20 protein-coding genes are annotated in these 20635 nt (G+C 65.6%); 10 read left to right on the forward strand and 10 right to left on the reverse strand.

What is annotated here, in order from left to right; all coding sequences use genetic code 11:
- Positions 1-76: 76 nt before the first annotated feature.
- The 7 genes from murA (at position 77) to ABGN05_RS02225 (ending at position 5193) form a co-directional block, all read left to right on the forward strand.
- A complete protein-coding gene (gene murA / locus ABGN05_RS02195; RefSeq protein ID WP_367952355.1) occupies positions 77-1366 on the forward strand; it encodes a UDP-N-acetylglucosamine 1-carboxyvinyltransferase in 1290 nt (429 codons plus the stop codon).
- A 105-nt stretch (positions 1367-1471) separates the two neighbouring features.
- Complete coding sequence (locus ABGN05_RS02200; protein WP_367952356.1) at positions 1472-1906, forward strand: DUF2948 family protein; 435 nt, start codon at positions 1472-1474, stop codon at positions 1904-1906.
- 4 nt (positions 1907-1910) lie between these two features.
- Entirely contained in the window at positions 1911-3203 is a 1293-nt protein-coding gene (gene hisD / locus ABGN05_RS02205) for a histidinol dehydrogenase (protein WP_367952357.1), read from the forward strand.
- Positions 3204-3212: 9 nt separating this feature from the next.
- The gene (locus ABGN05_RS02210) at positions 3213-3698 is read left to right on the forward strand and encodes a UPF0262 family protein (protein WP_367952358.1); all 486 of its coding nucleotides are present in this window, start codon (positions 3213-3215) and stop codon (positions 3696-3698) included.
- Between the two features lie 30 nt (positions 3699-3728).
- A complete protein-coding gene (locus ABGN05_RS02215; protein WP_367953123.1) occupies positions 3729-4193 on the forward strand; it encodes an arsenate-mycothiol transferase ArsC in 465 nt (154 codons plus the stop codon).
- 103 nt (positions 4194-4296) lie between these two features.
- The gene (gene infA, locus ABGN05_RS02220) at positions 4297-4515 is read left to right on the forward strand and encodes a translation initiation factor IF-1 (protein ID WP_019172992.1); all 219 of its coding nucleotides are present in this window, start codon (positions 4297-4299) and stop codon (positions 4513-4515) included.
- A gap of 42 nt (positions 4516-4557) precedes the next feature.
- Positions 4558-5193 carry a Maf-like protein gene (locus ABGN05_RS02225; RefSeq protein ID WP_367952359.1) on the forward strand — a complete coding sequence of 212 codons (636 nt, stop codon included), beginning with the start codon at positions 4558-4560 and terminating at the stop codon, positions 5191-5193.
- 23 nt (positions 5194-5216) lie between these two features.
- Here ABGN05_RS02225 and ABGN05_RS02230 read toward each other — a convergent pair whose 3' ends face one another.
- The 6 genes from ABGN05_RS02230 to katG form a co-directional block, all read right to left on the reverse strand.
- Entirely contained in the window at positions 5217-5861 is a 645-nt protein-coding gene (locus tag ABGN05_RS02230; protein ID WP_367952360.1) for a 5'-methylthioadenosine/S-adenosylhomocysteine nucleosidase, read from the reverse strand.
- On the reverse strand, positions 5858-6316 hold the full coding sequence (locus tag ABGN05_RS02235; protein ID WP_367952361.1) for a PaaI family thioesterase: 459 nt from the start codon (positions 6314-6316) through the stop codon (positions 5858-5860). The genes ABGN05_RS02230 and ABGN05_RS02235 overlap by 4 nt, the downstream gene beginning before the upstream one ends.
- 77 nt (positions 6317-6393) lie before the next feature.
- Positions 6394-6852, reverse strand: a complete 459-nt coding sequence (locus ABGN05_RS02240; RefSeq protein WP_367952362.1) for a TspO/MBR family protein — start codon at positions 6850-6852, stop codon at positions 6394-6396.
- Positions 6853-6897: 45 nt separating this feature from the next.
- A complete protein-coding gene (locus ABGN05_RS02245) occupies positions 6898-7584 on the reverse strand; it encodes a cyclic nucleotide-binding domain-containing protein (protein ID WP_367952363.1) in 687 nt (228 codons plus the stop codon).
- 19 nt (positions 7585-7603) lie between these two features.
- Positions 7604-8893 carry an RsmB/NOP family class I SAM-dependent RNA methyltransferase gene (locus ABGN05_RS02250; RefSeq protein ID WP_367952364.1) on the reverse strand — a complete coding sequence of 430 codons (1290 nt, stop codon included), beginning with the start codon at positions 8891-8893 and terminating at the stop codon, positions 7604-7606.
- 148 nt (positions 8894-9041) lie between these two features.
- Positions 9042-11240: a catalase/peroxidase HPI gene (gene katG, locus ABGN05_RS02255; RefSeq protein ID WP_367952365.1), complete on the reverse strand. Its 2199-nt coding sequence runs from the start codon at positions 11238-11240 to the stop codon at positions 9042-9044.
- A gap of 217 nt (positions 11241-11457) precedes the next feature.
- Between katG and ABGN05_RS02260 the strand changes: the two genes are divergently transcribed.
- A complete protein-coding gene (locus ABGN05_RS02260) occupies positions 11458-12399 on the forward strand; it encodes a hydrogen peroxide-inducible genes activator (RefSeq protein WP_367952366.1) in 942 nt (313 codons plus the stop codon).
- A gap of 66 nt (positions 12400-12465) precedes the next feature.
- A complete protein-coding gene (locus ABGN05_RS02265) occupies positions 12466-13614 on the forward strand; it encodes a PQQ-dependent sugar dehydrogenase (protein WP_367952367.1) in 1149 nt (382 codons plus the stop codon).
- 8 nt (positions 13615-13622) lie between these two features.
- Here ABGN05_RS02265 and ABGN05_RS02270 read toward each other — a convergent pair whose 3' ends face one another.
- The 3 genes from ABGN05_RS02270 to mscL all read right to left on the reverse strand — a co-directional run bounded on the left by ABGN05_RS02270 (position 13623) and on the right by mscL (position 16213).
- A complete protein-coding gene (locus tag ABGN05_RS02270; protein WP_367952368.1) occupies positions 13623-14033 on the reverse strand; it encodes an MAPEG family protein in 411 nt (136 codons plus the stop codon).
- A gap of 37 nt (positions 14034-14070) precedes the next feature.
- Positions 14071-15633, reverse strand: coding sequence for a glutamine-hydrolyzing GMP synthase (guaA, locus tag ABGN05_RS02275; RefSeq protein WP_367952369.1), 1563 nt, complete (start codon positions 15631-15633; stop codon positions 14071-14073).
- Between the two features lie 133 nt (positions 15634-15766).
- Positions 15767-16213, reverse strand: a complete 447-nt coding sequence (gene mscL / locus ABGN05_RS02280; protein ID WP_367952370.1) for a large conductance mechanosensitive channel protein MscL — start codon at positions 16211-16213, stop codon at positions 15767-15769.
- 179 nt (positions 16214-16392) lie between these two features.
- Here mscL and ABGN05_RS02285 point away from each other — a divergent pair, with 179 nt between their 5' ends.
- Entirely contained in the window at positions 16393-19884 is a 3492-nt protein-coding gene (locus ABGN05_RS02285) for a PAS domain-containing hybrid sensor histidine kinase/response regulator (protein ID WP_367952371.1), read from the forward strand.
- A gap of 28 nt (positions 19885-19912) precedes the next feature.
- On the opposite strand, the gene ABGN05_RS02290 is transcribed toward ABGN05_RS02285, so the two are convergent.
- Positions 19913-20575 (reverse strand): response regulator, encoded by a 663-nt coding sequence (locus tag ABGN05_RS02290; RefSeq protein ID WP_367952372.1) that lies wholly within the window; start codon positions 20573-20575, stop codon positions 19913-19915.
- Between the last annotated feature and the right edge of the window lie 60 nt (positions 20576-20635).

Here is a 20635-nt window from a genome sequence, read left to right on the forward strand (position 1 = left end):
AGGAGCTGCCGGTTCCGGCGGTGAGCCGGCCAACCATTCCACGCGCGAACGGCTTCTCGGCCGGAAAAGGGTTTCTATGGATCGGATCAGGATCGTCGGGGGAAACGAGCTGCGCGGCGCGATCCCGATCTCCGGCGCCAAGAACGCGGCGCTGCCGCTGATGATCGCGTCGCTCATGACCGACGACACGCTGACGCTCGAGAACGTGCCGCACCTGGCAGACGTCGAGCAGCTGATCCGCATCCTGGGCAATCACGGGGTCGACTATTCGGTGAACGGACGGCGCGAGCGGCAGGATGCCGGCTATTCCCGGACAATCCATTTCACCGCGCGCAACATCGTCGACACCGTCGCGCCCTATGAGCTCGTCTCCAAGATGCGGGCGAGTTTCTGGGTCATCGGGCCGCTTCTGGCGCGCATGGGCGAGGCGAAGGTGTCCCTGCCGGGCGGATGCGCCATCGGCACGCGCCCCGTCGACCTCTTCATCGACGGCTTGCGGGCGCTCGGGGCGGAGATCGAGATCGAGAGCGGCTACGTGGTCGCGAAGGCGCCCAGGGGGCTCGTCGGAAACCGATTCGTCTTCCCGAAGGTATCGGTCGGTGCCACCCACGTGCTGATGATGGCGGCTTCGCTGGCCAAGGGCGAGACGATCCTGGAAAATGCCGCCCGAGAGCCGGAGGTCGTCAATCTGGCCGACTGCCTCAATGCCATGGGCGCGCGGATTTCCGGCGCGGGAACGTCGACGATCACGATCGAAGGCGTCACGGCGCTTTCGGGCGCGCGGCACCGCATCATCCCGGACAGGATCGAGACCGGCACCTACGCCATGGCCGTGGCGATGACCGGAGGCGACGTCCTTCTCGAAGGCGCGCGCATGGACCTTCTCGACAAGGCACTCGCCATCGTGGCGCAGACCGGCGCGCAGGTGACCCAGACCAACGAAGGCATCCGCATCGCGCGCAACGGTGCCGGAATTTCCCCGGTCGATGTGACCACGGAGCCGTTCCCCGGGTTCCCGACCGACCTCCAGGCGCAGTTCATGGGCTTGATGACCATGTCGAACGGTCGATCGAAGATCACCGAGACCATCTTCGAGAACCGCTTCATGCACGTGCAGGAACTGGCGCGGCTCGGCGCCAAGATCAGCCTGGCCGGGCAGTCGGCGATCGTCGACGGCGTTCCGAGGCTGAAGGGCGCCCAGGTCATGGCCACCGACCTTCGCGCATCGGTGTCGCTCGTCATCGCCGCCCTGGCGGCCGACGGCGAGACAACGGTCAACCGGGTCTACCATCTCGACAGGGGCTTCGAGCGGCTCGAGGAGAAGCTCTCCCGTTGCGGGGCGACGATCGAGCGGATTTCCGGCTGAGCGTCACGGAACCTGACAGCGCCTGGCTGATTGCTGCATTGCGCTGTCAGCCGATAGCCCCTAACACAGGCCCGACGCCGAACCGCACCGGATCCGAGCAGCCCAATGCCGCCGCTGAAACTGCTGGCCCTCGACGATGAAGACCTTCGGGTCGTCTCCGCACACGTGCAGGACGCCGTCCTGCGCGTGGCCGACATCGACTACCGGCCGGCCGAGAAGCGCATAGTCCTGGCGATGAACCGCTTCGTCTGGGAGGCGCCTCGCCGGCTTTTCCGCAGGCACGACGAACGCCGCCGCAGCGTCCTGCATTTCGACCGCGTGATGGGGATCAGGACCGCCGGCATCGACCGGAGCAAGCCGGACGAGGTCCTGTCGCTTCTCGCGATGGAGTTTACCGCCACCGAAGCTCCGGCCGGATTCGTCGACCTCCTGTTTTCGGGAGACGCCACCATCCGTCTCGATGTGGAATGTATCGAGGCGAGGCTCGCGGATGTGGGCGGAGCCTGGGAGGCAACCTCCCGTCCGGCGCACCGGGTGTAGGCCGATGGCCCTGACGCTGCATCACGACGCTCCGGACTTCGAAGCCCGCTTCGCGGCCTTGCTCGCGTCGAAGCGCGAGGTGTCGGAGGACGTCGACCAGACCGTGCGTGAGATCATCGCCCGGGTGCGCGCGGAGGGCGACAGGGCGCTGGTGGAATACACCAACCACTTCGACAGGAACGCCCTATCGGCGGCCGAACTCGCAGTGCCCGCCGAAGAGATCGAGGCGGCGGTCGCAGGCGCGGATCCGCGTACCGTCGAGGCGCTCACGCTGGCGCGCGACCGGATCGCCTCGCATCACGAACGCCAGAAGCCCGTCGACGACCGCTATCGCGATGCGATCGGGGTCGAGCTCGGTTCCCGCTGGACGGCGATCGAATCGGTGGGGCTCTACGTGCCCGGCGGCACGGCCAGCTATCCGAGTTCGGTGCTGATGAACGCCGTGCCGGCGAAAGTCGCGGGGGTGGAGCGCATCGTCATCGCGGTGCCCGCGCCCGACGGCATTCTCAATCCGCTGGTGCTGGTCGCCGCGCGGCTCGCAGGCGTGTCCGAGATCTACCGCGTCGGCGGCGCGCAGGCAGTCGCCGCACTCGCCCATGGCACGCAGACCATCCGCCCGGTAGTCAAGATCGTCGGCCCGGGAAACGCCTATGTCGCGGCAGCGAAACGGCAGGTCTTCGGGACTGTCGGCATCGACATGATCGCCGGCCCGTCCGAGGTGCTGGTCATCGCCGACGGCGACAACGATCCCGACTGGATCGCCGCGGACCTCCTGGCGCAAGCTGAGCACGACACCGCCGCGCAGTCGATCCTGATGACAAACGATGCCGGTTTCGCCAAGGCCGTCGCGGCGGCGGTGGAGAGACAGCTCCAGGCGCTGCCGCGTGCGGAAACCGCGTCGGCGAGCTGGCGCGACTTCGGAGCACTGATCGTCGTGCCGGACCTCGAAGCCGCCATCCCGCTCGCCGACCGGATAGCGCCGGAGCACCTCGAACTCGCCTTCGACGCGGCGGAGGATTTCGCCCGCCGCGTCCGCAACGCGGGCGCCATCTTCATCGGCCGCCATACGCCCGAAGTCATCGGCGACTATGTCGGAGGCTCGAACCACGTGCTGCCGACGGCGCGTTCGGCGCGCTTTTCGTCGGGGCTCTCGGTGCTCGATTTCGTCAAGCGGACCTCGATCCTGAAGCTCGGACCCGACCAGTTGCGCATGCTGGCGCCCGCGGCCGTCGCGCTCGCAGAGGCGGAAGGTCTCGCCGCCCATGCGCGTTCCGTGACGATCCGGCTCAACATGTGAGAGGCGCGGGTGGGGCACGACCGCGATCGCAGGCAGACGCTGATCGACGTCGAACTGGACGAGACGATCGGCCGCTCCACGCCGGACGTCGAGCACGAGCGCGCGGTCGCTATATTCGATCTCATCGAGGAGAACAGCTTCCGTCCCGTCGGGGACGAGGGCGACGGACCCTACAGGCTGAAGCTCTCGCTCTCCGATTCGCGGCTCGTCTTCGCCATCAGCCGCGAGGACGGCGCACCGGTGGTGACCCACATCCTGTCGCTGACCCCGTTCCGGCGCATCGTGAAGGACTACTTCATGATCTGCGAGAGCTACTACGACGCAATCCGTTCCTCCACTCCCTCCCAGATCGAGGCGATCGACATGGGCCGGCGCGGACTGCACAACGAAGGCTCGCAGACGCTGATGGACAGGCTCGCCGGCAAGATCGAGGTCGATTTCGACACGGCGCGGCGGCTCTTCACGCTGGTCTGCGTGCTGCACTGGCGCGGGTGAGCCTTGATCGGTGTCGCGCCTTCCTCATCCGTGCCGCCGGGGACGCCTTCCGGGAAGCCGCCGAATTCGGTGCTTTTCCTCTGCGGCATGAATGCCATACGCTCGCCGATGGCGGAGGCGCTGGCGAAACGCATGTTGCCGGCCGGGATATTCGTCGCCTCGGCGGGAGTCCGGGCCGGAGAACGCGATCCGTTCGTGGATGCCGTGCTCGCCGAGAGCGGACTCGCCATCGGCGACCGCCGCCCGCGGACGATGGACGACCTGGAGGACGGCTACTTCGACCTGATCGTGACGCTCGCGCCGGAGGCTCATCATGCGGCACTGGATCTGACGCGCTCGGTTTCGGCGGAAGTCGAGTATTGGCCGATGCCGGACCCGTCCACCGCGACGGGGACGCGCGACCAGATCATGTCCGCATATCGTGCCCTGAGGGAGAGGCTCGAGAAGCGGATCAGGTCGCGTTTCGGGCTGGAAAACGCCACCGGCGGGACCTGAACAAGCAGTGTTCACATCCGCACCATAATCATATAGGTTCCGCGCAAAATCCGGCCCCCCGCCTGATCGCGCGCCGGAGACATCATTCAACAAAAGGTATCGAATGCCGAAGGAAGAAGTCCTCGAGTTTCCGGGCACTGTCACGGAACTGCTGCCCAATGCGATGTTTCGCGTCAAGCTGGAAAACGAACACGAGATCATTGCCCATACCGCCGGACGCATGCGCAAGAACCGCATCCGTGTCCTGACCGGTGACAAGGTGCTGGTCGAGATGACGCCGTACGATCTCACCAAGGGCCGGATCACCTACCGTTTCAAGTAAGCCTTCGGCTTTGGCAGGCAACTTTCCCGCCACAGGATTTCGATGAGCATTTTCCAGAAGCTGGTGCTCGCCTCGGGCTCTCCCCGCCGGATCGAACTCCTGCAGCAGGCGGGCATCGAACCGTACAGGGTCTTTCCCGCCGACATCGACGAGACGCCGCAGAAGGCGGAGCATCCGCGCTCGCTCGCCAAGCGGCTTTCGAAGGAGAAGGCCGAGAAGGCACTGGCCTCGCTCTCGAAGGAGGCGGGCTGGGAAGGCGATGCACACATCCTCGCCGCCGACACGGTCGTGGCGGTCGGACGCCGCATCCTGCCCAAGGCGGACCTGCTCGACGAGGCGTCCAACTGCCTGCGGCTGCTGTCCGGCCGATCGCACCGGGTCTACACCGGGCTTTGCCTGATCACGCCGGCGGGGAAGGTTCGCCAGAAGCTGGTCGAGACGCGTGTGCGTTTCAAGCGCCTGTCGCGCGAGGAACTGGAGAGTTATCTTGCCTCGGGCGAATGGCGTGGCAAGGCCGGCGGCTATGCCGTGCAGGGGCTCGCCGGGACGTTCGTGGTCAAGCTCGTCGGATCATATACGAACGTCGTGGGCCTGCCGCTCTACGAGACCGTCAGCCTGCTCTCCGGCGAGGGCTACAACGTCCACTTCAGCTGGCTCTCCGGACTGACCACGACCTGACCGGCGATCGCGTCCCTGTCGCTTCAGATTATGCGACCTTCGGCAAGCGCCGCCTCAAGCCGATCGACCGCTTGCGCCATCTTCTCGTCGATGACGTGCAGGTATTCGGTCCAGTCACCGACATGGCGCAGCTCGGCGGCTCCGTCCGAGATGCCGCGCAGCGCGATCAGCGGGACAGCGAATTTCTGGCAGGCACGCAGCACGGCATAGGTCTCCATGTCGACCATGTCCGCTTGGACGAGATCATAGGCGGGTCCCGAGACGACATTGGCGCCGGTCGAGAGCGTCGCTTCGCGAACGCCCGGAATCCGCAAGGGGAGGGGAACGACCGCCGGCAGGTCCAGAAAGGGCGTCGCGCCCTTGTCGAAACCCAGGGGCGAGGCATCCATGTCGCGGTAGGAGACCGATACCGCCTGATGGATCTCCGCCTGCTCGAGCACCCGACTGCCGGCGGAACCGAGCGACACGACGAGATCGGGCGGTGAACCGGTCCGGCCGAGCGTTGCGAGAGCGGCGGTCATCTCGACGGCGGCCTCCACCGGCCCGACGCCGGTCATCAGTGGCGCGAATCGCGCCTTGAGGTGCGGGCCGTACTCGGGTTGGGCAGCCATGACGAAGAGGACGGCCTTGCCGCCCATCCGGCTGACGGACGGCGGCGCGTCGCTCATCCCTCGATACCTTCGCGCCCCTGGACGACCATCATCGTTCCGGTCATCGTCGCGACGAGCTTGGCCTCACCGTTGCTGCCGAAGGCATAGGCCTGGCCATCGGCGACGATGATCGTGCGGCCGGGCTTGGTGACCGATCCCCTGAACAGGAAGCGTTCGCCGCGGCCCGGCGCGAGGAGGTTCAGCTTGAATTCAATGGTCAGCACCGCCGCATCGGCCGGCATGAGCGAATAGGCGGCAAACCCGCAGGCCGAATCCAGCGCCGTCGAGATGACGCCGGCATGAAGGAACCCGTGCTGCTGGGTCAATTCTTCCGAAAACGGCATCTCGATCTCGACCATGCCGGGCGTCACCTGGGTCAGCTCGGCACCAATTGTCGCCATGGCCTTCTGACGTGCGAAGCTGGCGCGCACGCGTTCTTCAAAATCGATGTCGGATACCAGCATTGCGGCCATGGCTGAATTCCCCTGTGCGGGCGTTATCGCAAAGGGATCGCCGATAGGCAATCAGCGATTGTTGCACTGCGGAAGGATCAGTTGAGCCAAAGGATAGCCCCGTTAAGGAGCGACGCGAAAGCCACCCAGGCCAGGTAGGGAAGGAACAGCATCGCGGCGACACGGTCGATGCGCCAGGCAATGACGATGAAGAGAATGATCGCGGCCAGCAGCGCGAGAATCACCAGGAAGGCCGCGCCGATGATGTGCAGCGTGAAGAAAACGGGAGACCAGAGGAAGTTCAGCCCGAGCTGCGCCCACCATGCGGCCATGGCGGCGCTCTTCGGTGCACGCCTCCACGTGCGCGCGCCGGCAATGCCGATCAGGACGTAGAGAATCGTCCAGGCGGGCGCGAACAGCCAGTTCGGCGGATTGAAAGGCGGCTTGGCGAGATTCGCGTACCATTCGCCCGGTGTGTTCAGGTAGCCAATCGTCAGGCCGCCACCCAGCACGAGCGCCAGGAAGACCACGATTGTCGTCGTCCGTGTATTCCGCATCGGTCACCTCAATCCCGCGGCGAGCCGACCTCCCGGGTCGACCACTCACACCGTCGCGTGCTTGCTGTCGTTCATACGGTCGAGCTTGCCGACCAGATTACGGTTGAAGCTGAATTCCAATGCCTGCTTGATCTGGGGATTGCGTTGCAGCAGGGCGCGCAGAACCGCCGGCTCGTAGACGCAGCATCGGATCTCGTTCGAGACCCGGACCGTTGCCGATGCCGGCTTGCCAGAGAGAAAGCTCATCTCGCCGAGGAAGTCGCCCGGGCCGCACACGCCGACGATCTTGCCGTTCTTTTCGACGCTCGCCGCGCCGCGCGCGATGAAGACGAGCAGCGGCGCGATCTCGCCCTCTGTGATCAGGACCTCGCCGGGCTCCTTCGTCTCCCAGCGAGCTAGCTTCAGCAAGCGGGCGCGCAGGTTCCCTTCCAGCGTCGGCATGACCGTCTCGATGAAGAGCCGCTCGTCGTCCGAATGTCGCCGACGGCGACCGGCGAGCAACACGATCGCGAGCTGTATCGCATTGACGGTGGTGAAGATGAACTCCCAGGTCGCGCTGATCAGGTCGGAGACCATGAAGCCGTAGTAGAGGACACCGGTGATCCCGCTGGCGATGGCGAAGATGCGCAGCCAGCGCATGCTGCTCATCGACACGGAGAGGATCACGAGGATGTAGTTTATATGGCCGACGAACTTGCTGGGATCCGAAAACTGCTCGAACAACTGTTCCATCGAAGTGCCTCAGGAAGCGTCACGCCGCTCGCGACAGGACAGCAACATAGAAGCCGTCGGTCCCGCTGTATGCTGGTGTCAGGGAGATTCCCTTGACAGCGTCTATCCGCGCCGATCCGCTCTTGCCTTCGAAGCGGCTTTCGAACAGCCGTGCGTGGTCGACGGGCATGAAATCGCTATTCGCCACAAGGAAGGCGTCGATGCGTTCGACGTTCTCCTGCGGAAACATCGAGCAGGTTACATAGGTCAGCCGCCCTCCCGGACGCACGAAGCGGCTTGCCTCCACCAGGATCTTCTCCTGTTCGGCCATGCGGACGTCCAGTTGGCGATCCGTCAGGCGCCATTTGGCATCCGGGCGCCGCCGCCATGTTCCGGACCCGGTGCAGGGTGCATCCACGAGCACAAGGTCCATCTTCCGCTCGAGCGGAGCGAGGTCTTCTGCGCGGGAGACGACCTGGACGTTGCGGACGTCCGCGCGGCGCAGCCGGTCGAAGATGGGGGCGAGACGCTGTTTTTCGGAGTCGTGGGCAAAGATCTGGCCGCGGTTCTCCATCCCGGCGGACAGGGCCAGCGTCTTTCCCCCGGCGCCGGCGCAATAGTCGAGCACCTGTATGCCGGGTTCGGCCCCGGCAAGGATGGCGGCTATCTGGGAGCCTTCGTCCTGCACCTCCAGCCATCCCTTGCGGAATGCCGGCTCCGCCTGGACGTTGGGATGCCGTCCGCTGCCCCTGATGGGCGGGATGCGGATCCCGTTGGGCGAGATCGCGGTGGGGGCGGCATGCATGCCCGAAAGTTCGCGCAGCACCTTGTCCCTGCCCGCCTTCAGCGTGTTCACGCGCAGGTCGAGCGGTGGGCGGGCCGAAAGCGCCTGGCCTTCCGCGACCCAGCCGGCTCCGAACTGCGCCTCCAGGAACGGCGCGCACCAGTCCGGAACGTCGGCGCGTACCGCGTCGGGCGCATCGTCCAGCCGGTTTGCACTCAAGGCTTCGATTTCGTCTTCCGAGAGGAGGGGAGGCGCGAACTTGTCGCCGCTCAGGGCCTCGTTCAGCGACTGCGGCGACTCGTCCCATTCGAGCAGGAGCGCGCCGAAGGCTGCCGCGCGCGGCGTGTCCGAGCCGAAGAGGTATTCCGCCGAGCGTTTCCGCCGCAGCGCATCATAGACGATGTTGCCGACTGCCGCGCGGTCGCCCGCGCCCGCGAAGCGGTGGGAAACACCCCAGTCCCGCAGCGCGTCCGCCGTCGGGCGGTGCCTCGTGCGGATGTCTTCCAGAACTTCGATGGCCGCGGCCAAGCGTCCGCCAAGTCGCATTGCGGTTTCCCCGTGATCGGCTACCCGAGCGGCGGACTGGTAGACCGCGGCATCGACGGAGACAAGCTGTCTGCTCCGGCATCGGCGAAAAAAGAACGGGCGCGGAATCGCTCCGCGCCCGTTCGACAACTTGAAAAGACAGTCGCTGCTATGCCGCTTTCTTCTCGTAGACGAGGTCGAAGCGGTCGGCGTTCATCACCTTGTTCCAGGCCGCCACGAAGTCGTTCACGAACTTCTCCCTGGAGTCCGCGCAGGCATAGACCTCCGCAAAGGCGCGCAGCTGCGAGTGCGCCCCAAAGATCAGGTCGACGCGTGTGGCGCGCCACTTGAGCTCGCCGGTCTTGCGGTCGCGGCCTTCGAAGGTGCCGTCGGCGGCGGCCTTCCAAGCCGTGTCCATGGTCAGAAGGTTGACGAAGAAGTCGTTCGTCAGCTTGCCGACATCCCTGGTCAACACGCCGTGGTCCGAGCCGCCGGCGTTGGCTCCGAGCACGCGCAGACCGCCGAGCAGGACCGTCATCTCGGGACCGGTCAGCGTCAGCAACTGGGCCCGGTCGACCATGGCTTCCTCCGGCATCATGAACTGCTTGCCGCTGAGGTAGTTGCGGAAGGCGTCCGCGCGGGGCTCGAGCGCCCGGAAGGAGTCGATGTCGGTCTCTTCCTGCGAGGCGTCCATGCGGCCCGGCGTGAAGGGCACCTTCACGCCGACGCCGGCGTCGCTGGCGGCCTTCTCGACCGCGGCGCAGCCGGCCAGCACGATCAGGTCGGCGAGCGAAACCTTCTTCCCGCCGGTCTGGGCGTCGTTGAACTCCGTCTTTATGGATCCGAGCTTCTCCAGGACCAGGGACAACTGGGCCGGGTCATTGACCTCCCAGTCCCTCTGCGGCGCGAGGCGGATGCGTGCGCCGTTGGCGCCGCCCCGCTTGTCCGAACGGCGGAAGGTCGAGGCCGAGGCCCAGGCCGTCGAGACGAGCTCGGATACCGTGAGACCGGAGGCAAGGACCTTCGCCTTCAGGTCGGCGATATCCCCGTCCCCGACCAGTTCGTGATCGACGTCGGGGATCGGGTCCTGCCAGATCAGCGTCTCCTGCGGCACGAGCGGGCCGAGGTAGCGGACCTTGGGTCCCATGTCGCGGTGGGTCAGCTTGAACCAGGCGCGGGCGAAGGCGTCGGCGAACTGGTCCGGGTTCTCGTAAAACCGGCGCGAGATCTTCTCGTATTCCGGGTCGAACCGCAACGACAGGTCGGTGGTCAGCATGGTCGGACGGCGCTTCTTGGACGGGTCGTGCGCGTCCGGCACGTCCTCGGGCGCGTCCTTGGCCACCCACTGGTAGGCGCCGGCCGGGCTCTTCGTCAGTTCCCATTCGAACCTGAACAGGTTGTCGAAGAAGTGGTTGCTCCACTGCGTGGGCGTCTGGGACCAGGTGACTTCCGGCCCGCCGGTGATCGTGTCGGGACCGAAACCGGTGCCGTGGGCGCTCTTCCAGCCAAGCCCCTGATCCTCGATCGCCGCGCCCTCCGGGTCGGCGCCGACCAGAGACGGATCGCCCGCGCCGTGGGTCTTGCCCAGAGTATGGCCGCCGGCGATCAACGCCACGGTCTCCTCGTCGTTCATAGCCATGCGGTAGAAGGTCATCCGGATGTCCTTCGCCGCCGCGACGGGGTCGGGCTTGCCGTTCGGACCTTCGGGGTTGACGTAGATCAGGCCCATCTGGACCGCCGCCAGCGGATCCTCGAGCTCCCGCTCGCCGCTGTAGCGCGAATCGCCGAGCCAGGTGCCTTCCGGCCCCCAGTAGAGTTCTTCGGGCTCCCACACGTCCGCACGGCCACCGGCGAAGCCGAAGGTCTTGAAGCCCATCGTTTCCAGCGCGACGTTGCCGGTCAGGACCATCAGGTCGGCCCAGGAAAGCTTGCGCCCGTACTTCTGCTTGATCGGCCAGATCAGGCGACGCGCCTTGTCGAGGTTGGCGTTGTCCGGCCAGCTGTTGAGCGGAGCGAAGCGCTGCTGGCCCGCTCCCGCGCCGCCGCGGCCGTCGGTGATGCGGTAGGTGCCGGCGCTATGCCAGGCCATGCGGATGAACAGGCCGCCATAATGGCCGAAATCGGCCGGCCACCAGTCCTGCGAATCCGTCATCACCTTGCGCAGGTCCTCGATCACCGCGTCGAGGTCGAGGCTCTTGAACTCCTCGGCGTAGTTGTACGCCTCGCCCATCGGATCCGACAGGTTGGAGTTGCGGTGGAGCATCTCGATGTCGAGCTGTTCCGGCCACCAGTCGCGGTTCCTGTGTCCGCGGCGGCCGCCGCCGGTGAACGGGCACTTGCCCGCGCCTTCTTCAGTTCTAGCGTCCATTTCTGTCTCCCTGGTGTCCAGCGTTTCCGTTCGGACGTGATCCGTGCCGGTCCCGGCGGATTCATTTCCCGCGCGGCGGGCTGGTTGCAGCGCGAACGCCACGAAAGAGCCTCTGGCGGGCGAGTCCTCGATCCATCAGTTTGGAACATTTCCAAACTAGCGGTTTTGCTCCATCAAAACAAATTGAGTTTTCTATCGATTCCGATAGGAGACGGTTATGATCCGGGTGTCTGTCCGACAGATGGAATATTTCGGCGCGCTGGCCGAGACGCTGCACTTCGGACGCGCGGCGGCGCTGATGGGCGTCACCCAGCCGGCGCTGTCTGCGCAGATCGCCGAGATGGAGGAGCGGCTGGGCTGCCGCCTCTTCGAACGCGGCCAGCGCGGCGTGAAGATCACCGAGGAGGCGCGGCTCCTGCGGCCTCGCATCGAACGCATCCTGGCGGAGATCCGCGACGTCGAGGCGATTGCCCGGCGTGGGCGCAGGCCCATGCAGGGCCGCTTCCGCCTCGGCATGATCCCCACGATCGCGCCCTATCTTCTCCCGCGCATCCTGCCGGAGGTGAAAAGGCACTTCCCCGACCTCAACCTCGAACTGCGGGAGGCGGTGACGGGGACGCTGGTCGAGGAAACGATGCGCGGCAGGCTCGACGCTCTGCTCGCGGCCATGCCCATCGATGAGGAAGGATTGCGGGCCGAGCCGCTGTTCGAAGACCGCTTCCTTCTGGCGGTGCCGTCGGACGATCCGGAGTTCGTGTCGCCCCCGGTGCCGCCCGAGAGCCCCGCGCTGGAGCGCCTGATGCTCCTGGAGGAGGGGCACTGCCTGCGCGACCAGGCGCTTGCCGTGTGCGGCTCGGTCAGGCCGGTCTCGATGGCGAGCTATGGCGCGACGAGCCTGACGACGTTGCTCCAGATGGTTTCGCACGGTCTCGGGATCACGCTCATCCCGGAAATGGCGATCACGGCCGGCGGAGAGCCCCGCGACATGAAGATCGTTCCCTTCGCCGACCCGCAACCCTCGCGAACGATCTGCCTGGCGTGGCGCAAGAACAGCCCGCGCAACGACGAATGCCGGATGATCGCCCAATTGATCCGCGAGGCGAATCGCAGCGCGACGGGGGAACCGGGGCGAAATGCCGATGCGCTCACGCAGGCGTGAAAGACCCAACCAGCAGCGCGCCCTATCTGACCTTCAGACCCGATTTCCTTCAGGAGGCTGCAGATCATGCGAATTCGACCCGTTGTCATTGCCGCCCTTGCGGTTCCCCTCGTCGCTTCGAACGCTTCGGCGCAGAGCGCGACGGTGATCGGCAACGCAGGCACCACGCTGTCCGTGGCGCCGGTTACCGATTTCAACGAGCCGTGGGCAATGACCTTCCTGCCCGACGGAAACCTGCTCGTCACCGAGAAATCCGGAAACCTGCTCCTCGTCTCGCAGGATGGCGAGAAGACGAAAATTTCCGGCGTGCCGAACGTCGCCTATGGCGGCCAGGGCGGTCTGGGCGATATCGTCCTGCATCCGCAGTTTTCCGAGAACGACCGGGTATACATCTCCTTTGCCGAGCCGGGCGACGGGAACACACGCGGCGCGGCGGTGGCGAGCGCGACCCTGGTCCGTGACGGCGGTTCCGCGTCGCTGGAGAATCTGCAGGTCATTTGGCGGCAGCAACCGAAGGTGACCGGGGAAGGGCATTACTCCCACCGCCTTGCGTTCTCGCCCGACGGCGAGCACCTGTTCATCACGTCGGGCGAGCGTCAGAAGCAGACGCCGGCGCAGGACATGGAGGTCAACCTCGGCAAGATCATCCGTCTGGACCCGGATGGCTCCACTCCGGACGACAACCCGTTCCAGGATCAGGGCGAGCTTGCCCAAACCTTCTGGAGCGTCGGCCATCGCAACATGCTGGGCATCGCCTTCGACGGCGAGGGCCGGCTCTGGGCGCATGAGATGGGACCGCGCGGCGGCGACGAGCTGAACCTGATCAAGCCGGGTGAAAACTACGGATGGCCGGTCGTCTCGAACGGACGCAACTACAACGGCAGCGACATACCGGACCATCCGACCCGCCCCGAATTCGAGGCGCCGGAAGCATCCTGGACCCCGGTGATCTCGCCGGCCGGGCTCGTCATCTACTCGGGCGGCGTCTTCCCGGAATGGCAGGGTGATGCCGTGATCGGCGGCCTCAGCGCCCGCGCCATCATCCATGTCGAACTGGGCGAACAGGAGGACGGAACGCTCGCGGGCGAGGTGGAGCGCTTCGACATGGGCGCGCGCATCCGCGAGGTCGAGCAGGGTCCCGACGGCGCGCTCTGGGCACTGGAGGACCGCGCCGGCGGCAGGCTCCTCAAGCTGACGCCCGCCGACGCCGACTGAGCTTTTTTTCAGAGAATGTGGATCGCGAGCGCGATCCACATCGCGCCCAGCGCCAGGAAGCCGAGCGTGAAAGCCGGCTGGCGGAAGCGGATGCGATTGCTTGTGACGTGAATCCAGGCGTGCACGTAGCGCGAAAGCACGAACAGCCACGCCAGCGCCACCGCAACCGCTCCCGCAGCGCCCGTCGCGTAGAGCGCGAGGCAGCAAACGTGGAAGAGGACCGGCAGCTCGAACTGGTTCGTCAGGTTGTTGCGCACAAACAGGCTCTGCGCCGGCTCGTCCCGGTTTTCCCGGAACTGCGATACCCTGGCGCTGCCGGCCCTGACGGCTGACATGCGGCGCAGGAACATCATGAAGTAGACGCCGTAGACCAGCGCTACATGCGCGATCATCGGCCAGAAGATGGCGGTCTGGTTCATGCGGCTGCGGCCTTTCGAGGCGGTGCTCGGAGTGGGATCATTCCCACTCGATCGTGCCGGGAGGCTTGCTCGTCACGTCGTAAACGACGCGGTTGATGCCGCGGACCTCGTTGATGATGCGGGTCGCCGCGCGGCCGAGGAACTCCATGTCGTAGTGATAGAAGTCGGCGGTCATGCCGTCGACCGAGGTTACCGCACGCAGCGCGCAGACGAATTCGTAGGTGCGGCCGTCGCCCATGACGCCGACCGTCTGGACCGGCAGGAGCACGGCGAAGGCCTGCCAGATCGCGTCGTAGAGACCGGCCTTTCTGATCTCGTCGAGATAAATCGCGTCGGCCTCGCGCAGGATCTCGAGCTTCTCGCGCGTGATGCCGCCGGGGCAACGGATCGCCAGGCCGGGGCCGGGGAAGGGGTGGCGCCCGATGAAGCTCTCTGGCAGGCCGAGTTCCTTGCCCAGGATGCGCACCTCGTCCTTGAAGAGTTCGCGCAGGGGCTCGACCAGCTTCATGTTCATGCGGGCGGGTAGGCCGCCGACATTGTGGTGCGACTTGATCGTCACCGACGGGCCGCCGGAAAAGGAGACGCTCTCGATCACGTCGGGGTAGAGCGTGCCCTGGGCGAGGAAGTCGGCGCCGCCGAGCTTTCCTGCTTCCTCCTCGAAGACCTCGATGAAGAGGCGGCCGATCGTCTTGCGCTTCTTCTCCGGGTCGCTCTCGCCTTCGAGCGCGCCGATGAAGCGGTCCGAGGCGTCCACCAGGATCAGCGGCAGGTTGTAGTGCTGCCGGAACATCTCGACGACTTCCTGCGCCTCGTTCTTGCGCATGAGGCCGTGGTCGACGAGGATGCAAGTCAGCCGCTCGCCGATCGCCTCGTGGATGAGCAGCGCCGCGACGGAAGAATCGACGCCGCCCGACAGCGCGCAGATGACCTTGCCGTCGCCGACCTGACTACGGATCGCCTCGACCGCCTGATCGCGGTAGGCGGCCATAGTCCAGTCACCCGCGAGGCCGGCGACGCCGTGGACGAAGTTGGACAGCAGCCTGGCACCGTCGGGCGTGTGAACCACTTCGGGATGGAACATGATGCCGTACATTCGCCGGTCCGTATCGCCGAAGACGGCGAACGGCGCGCCGTCCGAGCGTGCCAGGATCTCGAAGCCCTCGGGCAGAGCAATGACCCTGTCGCCGTGACTCATCCAGACCTGATGGCGCTGGCCCGGTGCCCACATGCCGTCGAACAGCGGGCATTCCTTCTCGATTTCCACGAAGGCTCGGCCGAATTCGCGGTGGGGCGAGCTTTCCGCCTTGCCGCCCATCTGGACGCACAGCGTCATCTGGCCGTAGCAGATTCCCAGCACCGGCACGCCGGAATCGAAGACGACCTGCGGCGCGCGCGGGCTGCCGGCCTCACTGGTCGAGGCGGGGCCGCCCGACAGGATCACCGCCTTGGGCCTTGTCCGATGGAACGCCTCCTCTGCCGACTGGAACGGAACGATCTCGGAATAGACGCCGGATTCGCGCACGCGCCGAGCGATCAGCTGCGTGAACTGACTGCCGAAGTCGATGATGAGGACAGTGTCGGGATGGGCCGCGGTGTTCATGTCGAGCGCATAGAGAAACGGCCGCCAATAGGCAAGTCTCGCCGGCGCAGGGCAGCTCCGCTCAACAGGAAAACGCTCGTGGTCCCGGTTCGGACCGCAAGCGTCTCCCTGTTGGCCCGATCTTCGCGGAGCGTCAGACCGCCCGCGGAGGCTCGCCGCCCTTGGCGAGCAGGTCGCGGATCTGGGTCAGGAGCAATATGTCGGCCGGGGGAGGGGCGGGCTGCGCGGGCGTCGCCTGCGGTTCCTCCATGCGGCGGCGAAGGCTGTTCACGGCCTTGATCATCAGGAAGATGATCCAGGCAAGGATCAGGAAATTGATGATCACGGTGATGAAGTTGCCGTAGGCGAAAACCGCACCCTGTTCCCTGGCCGCTTCCAGCGTCGTGGCCGTGACACCGGATGCAAGGGGTATGTAGTAGTTCGAGAAGTCGACGCCGCCGAAGATCGCGCCAACGATCGGCATGATGACGTCGTCGGTCAGCGACTTGACGATCAGTCCGAACGCGCCACCGATGATGACGCCGACGGCGAGATCGATGACGTTCCCCTTCGAGATAAATTCCCTGAATTCCTTCAACATTGGACCCTCTCCTTTGAACCAGGCGGCAGAGCGGCGAATCCCGATCTGCCCGCGAACTATACGACAAGTCGCAGCCGCTGGATGCATGGGCCGCACGCGTTCCGGCGGATGATGCGGCGTGACGGGGCGTTTGCTTTTTGACGCGGAGTTGATGAACATCGGCGCCAGGAGGAACCGGCATGCACGGCTGGGTCGTCGTCATTATCGCTGTCGCCTACCTGACACTGCTCTTCGCGATCGCGAGCATCGGCGACCGCCGCGCCGCGCGCCTGCAGCCGGGCAAGCCTCGCCCGTGGATTTATGCCCTCAGCCTAGCGATCTACTGCACGTCCTGGACCTTCTTCGGCTCGGTCGGCCTTGCGTCGGAACGCGGACTTGAATTCGTCGCGATCTACATTGGGCCGGTGCTGGTGTTTCTATTCGGCTATCAGCTCCTGAACCGCATCATCCGTCTCTCGAAGGCCGAGAAGATCACCTCCATCGCCGATTTCCTGGCAGCGCGGTACGGAAAGAGCTTCGCGGTCGCCTCCATCGCGACCATCATCGCGACGATCGGCGCCATCCCGTACATCGCGCTGCAATTGAAATCGATATCCGGGTCGGTGAGCCTGATGGTGGAGCACTACAACGGCGCACCGCCATCGATCGATCTGATCATCGGTGACATTTCGTTGCTCGTGGCGGTGCTTCTGGCGCTGTTCGCGGTGCTCTTCGGCACGCGCCACGCCGATGCGACCGAGCACCAGGACGGCCTTATCCTCGCGGTCGCCGTCGAATCGGTGGTCAAGCTGGCGGCATTCCTGGCCGTCGGCGTAACCGTCGTCTTCTTCCTCTTCGACGGCCCGGCCAATCTGATCGCTGCGGTCAGGGCGAACGTCGAAGTGGCCGCTGCATCGGCCTACCCGACGTCCTTTGCCACCTGGTTCGTGTTGACGGGCCTCAGCGCCTTCGCGATCATCATGCTCCCGCGCCAGTTCTACGTAATGATCGTGGAAAACCGCGGCGCGTCGGAACTGCGCACCGCGACCTGGGTTTTCCCCGTCTATCTCGTGCTAATCAACCTCTTCGTCATACCGATCGCCTTCGCGGGGCTGGTCAGCGTCGGCGGCCAGACGAGCGCCGATCTCTACGTGCTGTCGCTGCCGTTGCTCACCGGGCACGACCTGCTTGCCGTTGCCGCCTTCATCGGCGGACTGTCGGCGGCGACCGCAATGGTCATCGTTGCGAGCGTCGCGCTCTCCATCATGATCTCAAACGACCTCGTCATCCCGCTGCTCTTCAGGCGCCTGCTCAGCGCCGGCCGCAGTGAAAACGAGAACTGGGCGCAGGTGATCATGAACGTGCGCCGAATGGCCATCTTCATCATCCTCTTCGCGGCGTTTCTCTACTACAGGGAATCGACCCACAATGCGCGGCTCGCGTCGATCGGCCTGATGTCCTTCGCCGCGATCGCGCAGTTCGCGCCCTGCTTCTTCGGCGGGCTGCTGTGGCGGCGGGCGAACGCGCGCGGCGCGATCATCGGGATGACCGCAGGTATCCTGACCTGGAGCTATACGCTCCTGCTTCCGTCACTGGCACCGGCCGATACGGCCTTCATCGTCCACGGCCCGCTCGGCCTGGAGGCGCTGCGGCCGCAAGCATTGTTCGGCGTCGTGGCGGAACCGCTCAATCACGGCGTCTTCTGGAGCCTGCTCCTGAACACCGCCGGCTACATCCTCGGGTCGCTTTCGCGCGCTGCGTCGCCGCTCGAGCGCATCCAGGCCTCGATCTTCGTGCCGCGCGAGGTCAGCCCGATGCCGAGCCTGCGTCGGTTCCGCACCGCCGTCACCGTCGATGATCTCAAGGACACGATCTCGCGCTATCTCGGCGCCGAGCGGACGGAGCGATCGTTCGAGACCTTCGGGCACAATTCCGGCCGGCGTATCGACGGGAGCGTGCCGGCGGACGTGACTGTGATCCGCTTTTCCGAGCAGTTGCTGGCAAGCGCCGTCGGTTCCTCCTCGGCGCGCCTGATCCTCTCCCTGCTGCTGCAGCGGCGCGACTCGACCGTCAAGGACGCGTTCAAGCTGCTCGACGACGCTTCCGAGGCGCTCCAGCACAACCGCGACCTGCTCCAGACCGCGCTCGACCAGATGGAGCAGGGGGTCACCGTGTTCGATCAGGATTTCCGCCTGATCTGCTGGAACCGCCAGTTCCGCCTGCTCTTCGACCTGCCGGACGAACTTGGCCAGGTCGGGGTCTCGATCGGTCAGGTGCTCGAGCATCTGGCGCGACGCGGCGACATCGCCCACGGGGCGGAAGGCCTGACGCTGGAGCGGCTCAATACCTTCGGCAATCCCTGGCAGATCGAACTCGCAGCAAGCGGGCGCATCATCGAGGTGCGTTCCAACCCGATGCCGGATGGCGGCATCGTGGCGACCTACGCGGACATCACCGCCCGCGTGCGCGCCGGCCTCGCCCTGAAGAGCGCCAACGAAACGCTCGAACAGCGCGTTGCCCGCCGGACCGCCGAACTCATGCAAGTCAACGAGGAACTGGCGCAGGCGCAGATGCTCGCCGAGGAAGCCAATCTCGGCAAGACGAAATTCCTCGCCGCCGCCGGGCACGACATCCTCCAGCCGCTCAATGCGGCACGGCTCTACTGTTCGTCGCTCCTGGAACAGGCAGGCAAGGGGTCGATCGGCTCTGCGGCGAGCAACATCGAATCCGCCCTCGAATCTGTCGAGATGATCCTCGGCGCGGTGCTCGATATCTCACGGCTGGATGCCGGTGCGATGAAACCGTCCGTCACGTCGTTCCGCCTGGACGGTCTCTTCCGCCAGATCGCGAACGACTTCCTTCCAATGGCACGGGAAAAGGGCCTGGAGCTGAAGGTGGTGCCCTGCTCATTGACCGTCTCGACGGACCGCAACCTCCTGCGCCGCCTGACGCAGAACCTTGTTTCCAACTCGATCAAGTATACCCGCCGGGGAACGGTGCTGGTCGGCGCGCGCCGCCGGGGGGACCTCGTCGAGATCCAGGTGCTGGATACGGGTATCGGCATCGCACCCGACAAACTCAACACCGTGTTCCGCGAGTTCACGCGTCTCGACGAGGGCATGCGCGAGGCGCAGGGGCTGGGGCTGGGGCTGTCGATCGTCGACCGCATCGCCCGGGTCCTCCGGCTCGAGATTCGCATCTCGTCCTACAAGGACCGCGGGACACGATTTTCGGTAATCCTGCCGATTGCAGCGCCACTCCACCAGGAGGCGACGGTGACGGCCATCGGTTCGGCCGCCGCGGGACGATCCCTCGACGGGCTGAAGGTGATGTGCATCGACAATGACGGACGCATCCTCGACGGAATGCGCCTCCTCCTCGAAGGATGGGGTTGCCGCGTGTCGACCTTCACCCACCTGCCGGAGACGAAGGAACTCATGCAGGCGATGCCGCCCGACGTGATCTTGGCGGACTATCACCTCGACAGGGACGACGGGCTGCACGTGATCCGCGCCCTGCGCGAGCGGTTCGGGGAAGGTATGCCGGCGGTGCTTGTGACCGCCGACCGGTCCTCGGAAGTGCGCGAGAAGGCCGGTTCGATCGACGTTCCGATCCTCAACAAGCCGGTGAAACCTGCGGCACTTCGCGCCGTACTGATGCGCAACCGCAAGCTTACGCCCGCGGCAGAATGAAGACACGGCGCCGGGCAGGTCGGCTGGGTCAGGAACCCGGGACCTGCTGCGCCTCGGAGCCAATGCGCGACAGCTGAATGACCGCCTGCGTGCGGCTGTCCACGTTGAGCTTCTGCAGCACGGCCGAGACGTGCGCCTTGACCGTCGCTTCCGAGACGCTGAGTTCGTACGCGATCTGTTTGTTCAGAAGCCCTTCGGCGATCATGCTCAGCACGCGGGCCTGCTGCGGGGTCAGCGTCTGGAGGCGCTGGATAAGGTCGGATATCTCGGGATCCATCTCCGCGCCGAGATCGACATCCATCGGGATCCAGACGCCGCCGGCGAGCACCGTCTCCACGGCCTTCCTGATCTCGTCCATGCTGGCCGACTTCGAGATGAATCCGGAAGCGCCGAGCTCGATCGCGCGACGGATGGTCTCTACATCGTCCCGCGCCGAGACGACGACGACGGGTGCAGCGGAATTGATGGCACGCAAGGCGACCAGTCCAGAGAGGCCGCTGGCGCCTGGCATCGTCAGGTCGAGAAGGACGAGGTCGATGTCGTCGGTGTTCGAGACGATCGTCTTGGTCTCGGCGAACGTGCCGGCCTCGAGGATGGTCGCATTCTCCGCGGTGCCCGCAAGCGTCTGCCTGAGGGCGCCGCGAAACAGCGGGTGATCGTCCGCGACGACGAATTTCAACTCCGGTGCCAAAGGCGCCCTCCCATGCCCGGCTCCGACTCTTCTCGCACGCCGGTCGGATAACGGGAAGGT

Source organism: Aquibium pacificum (assembly GCF_040839445.1).
Lineage (GTDB): Bacteria > Pseudomonadota > Alphaproteobacteria > Rhizobiales > Rhizobiaceae > Aquibium > Aquibium pacificus.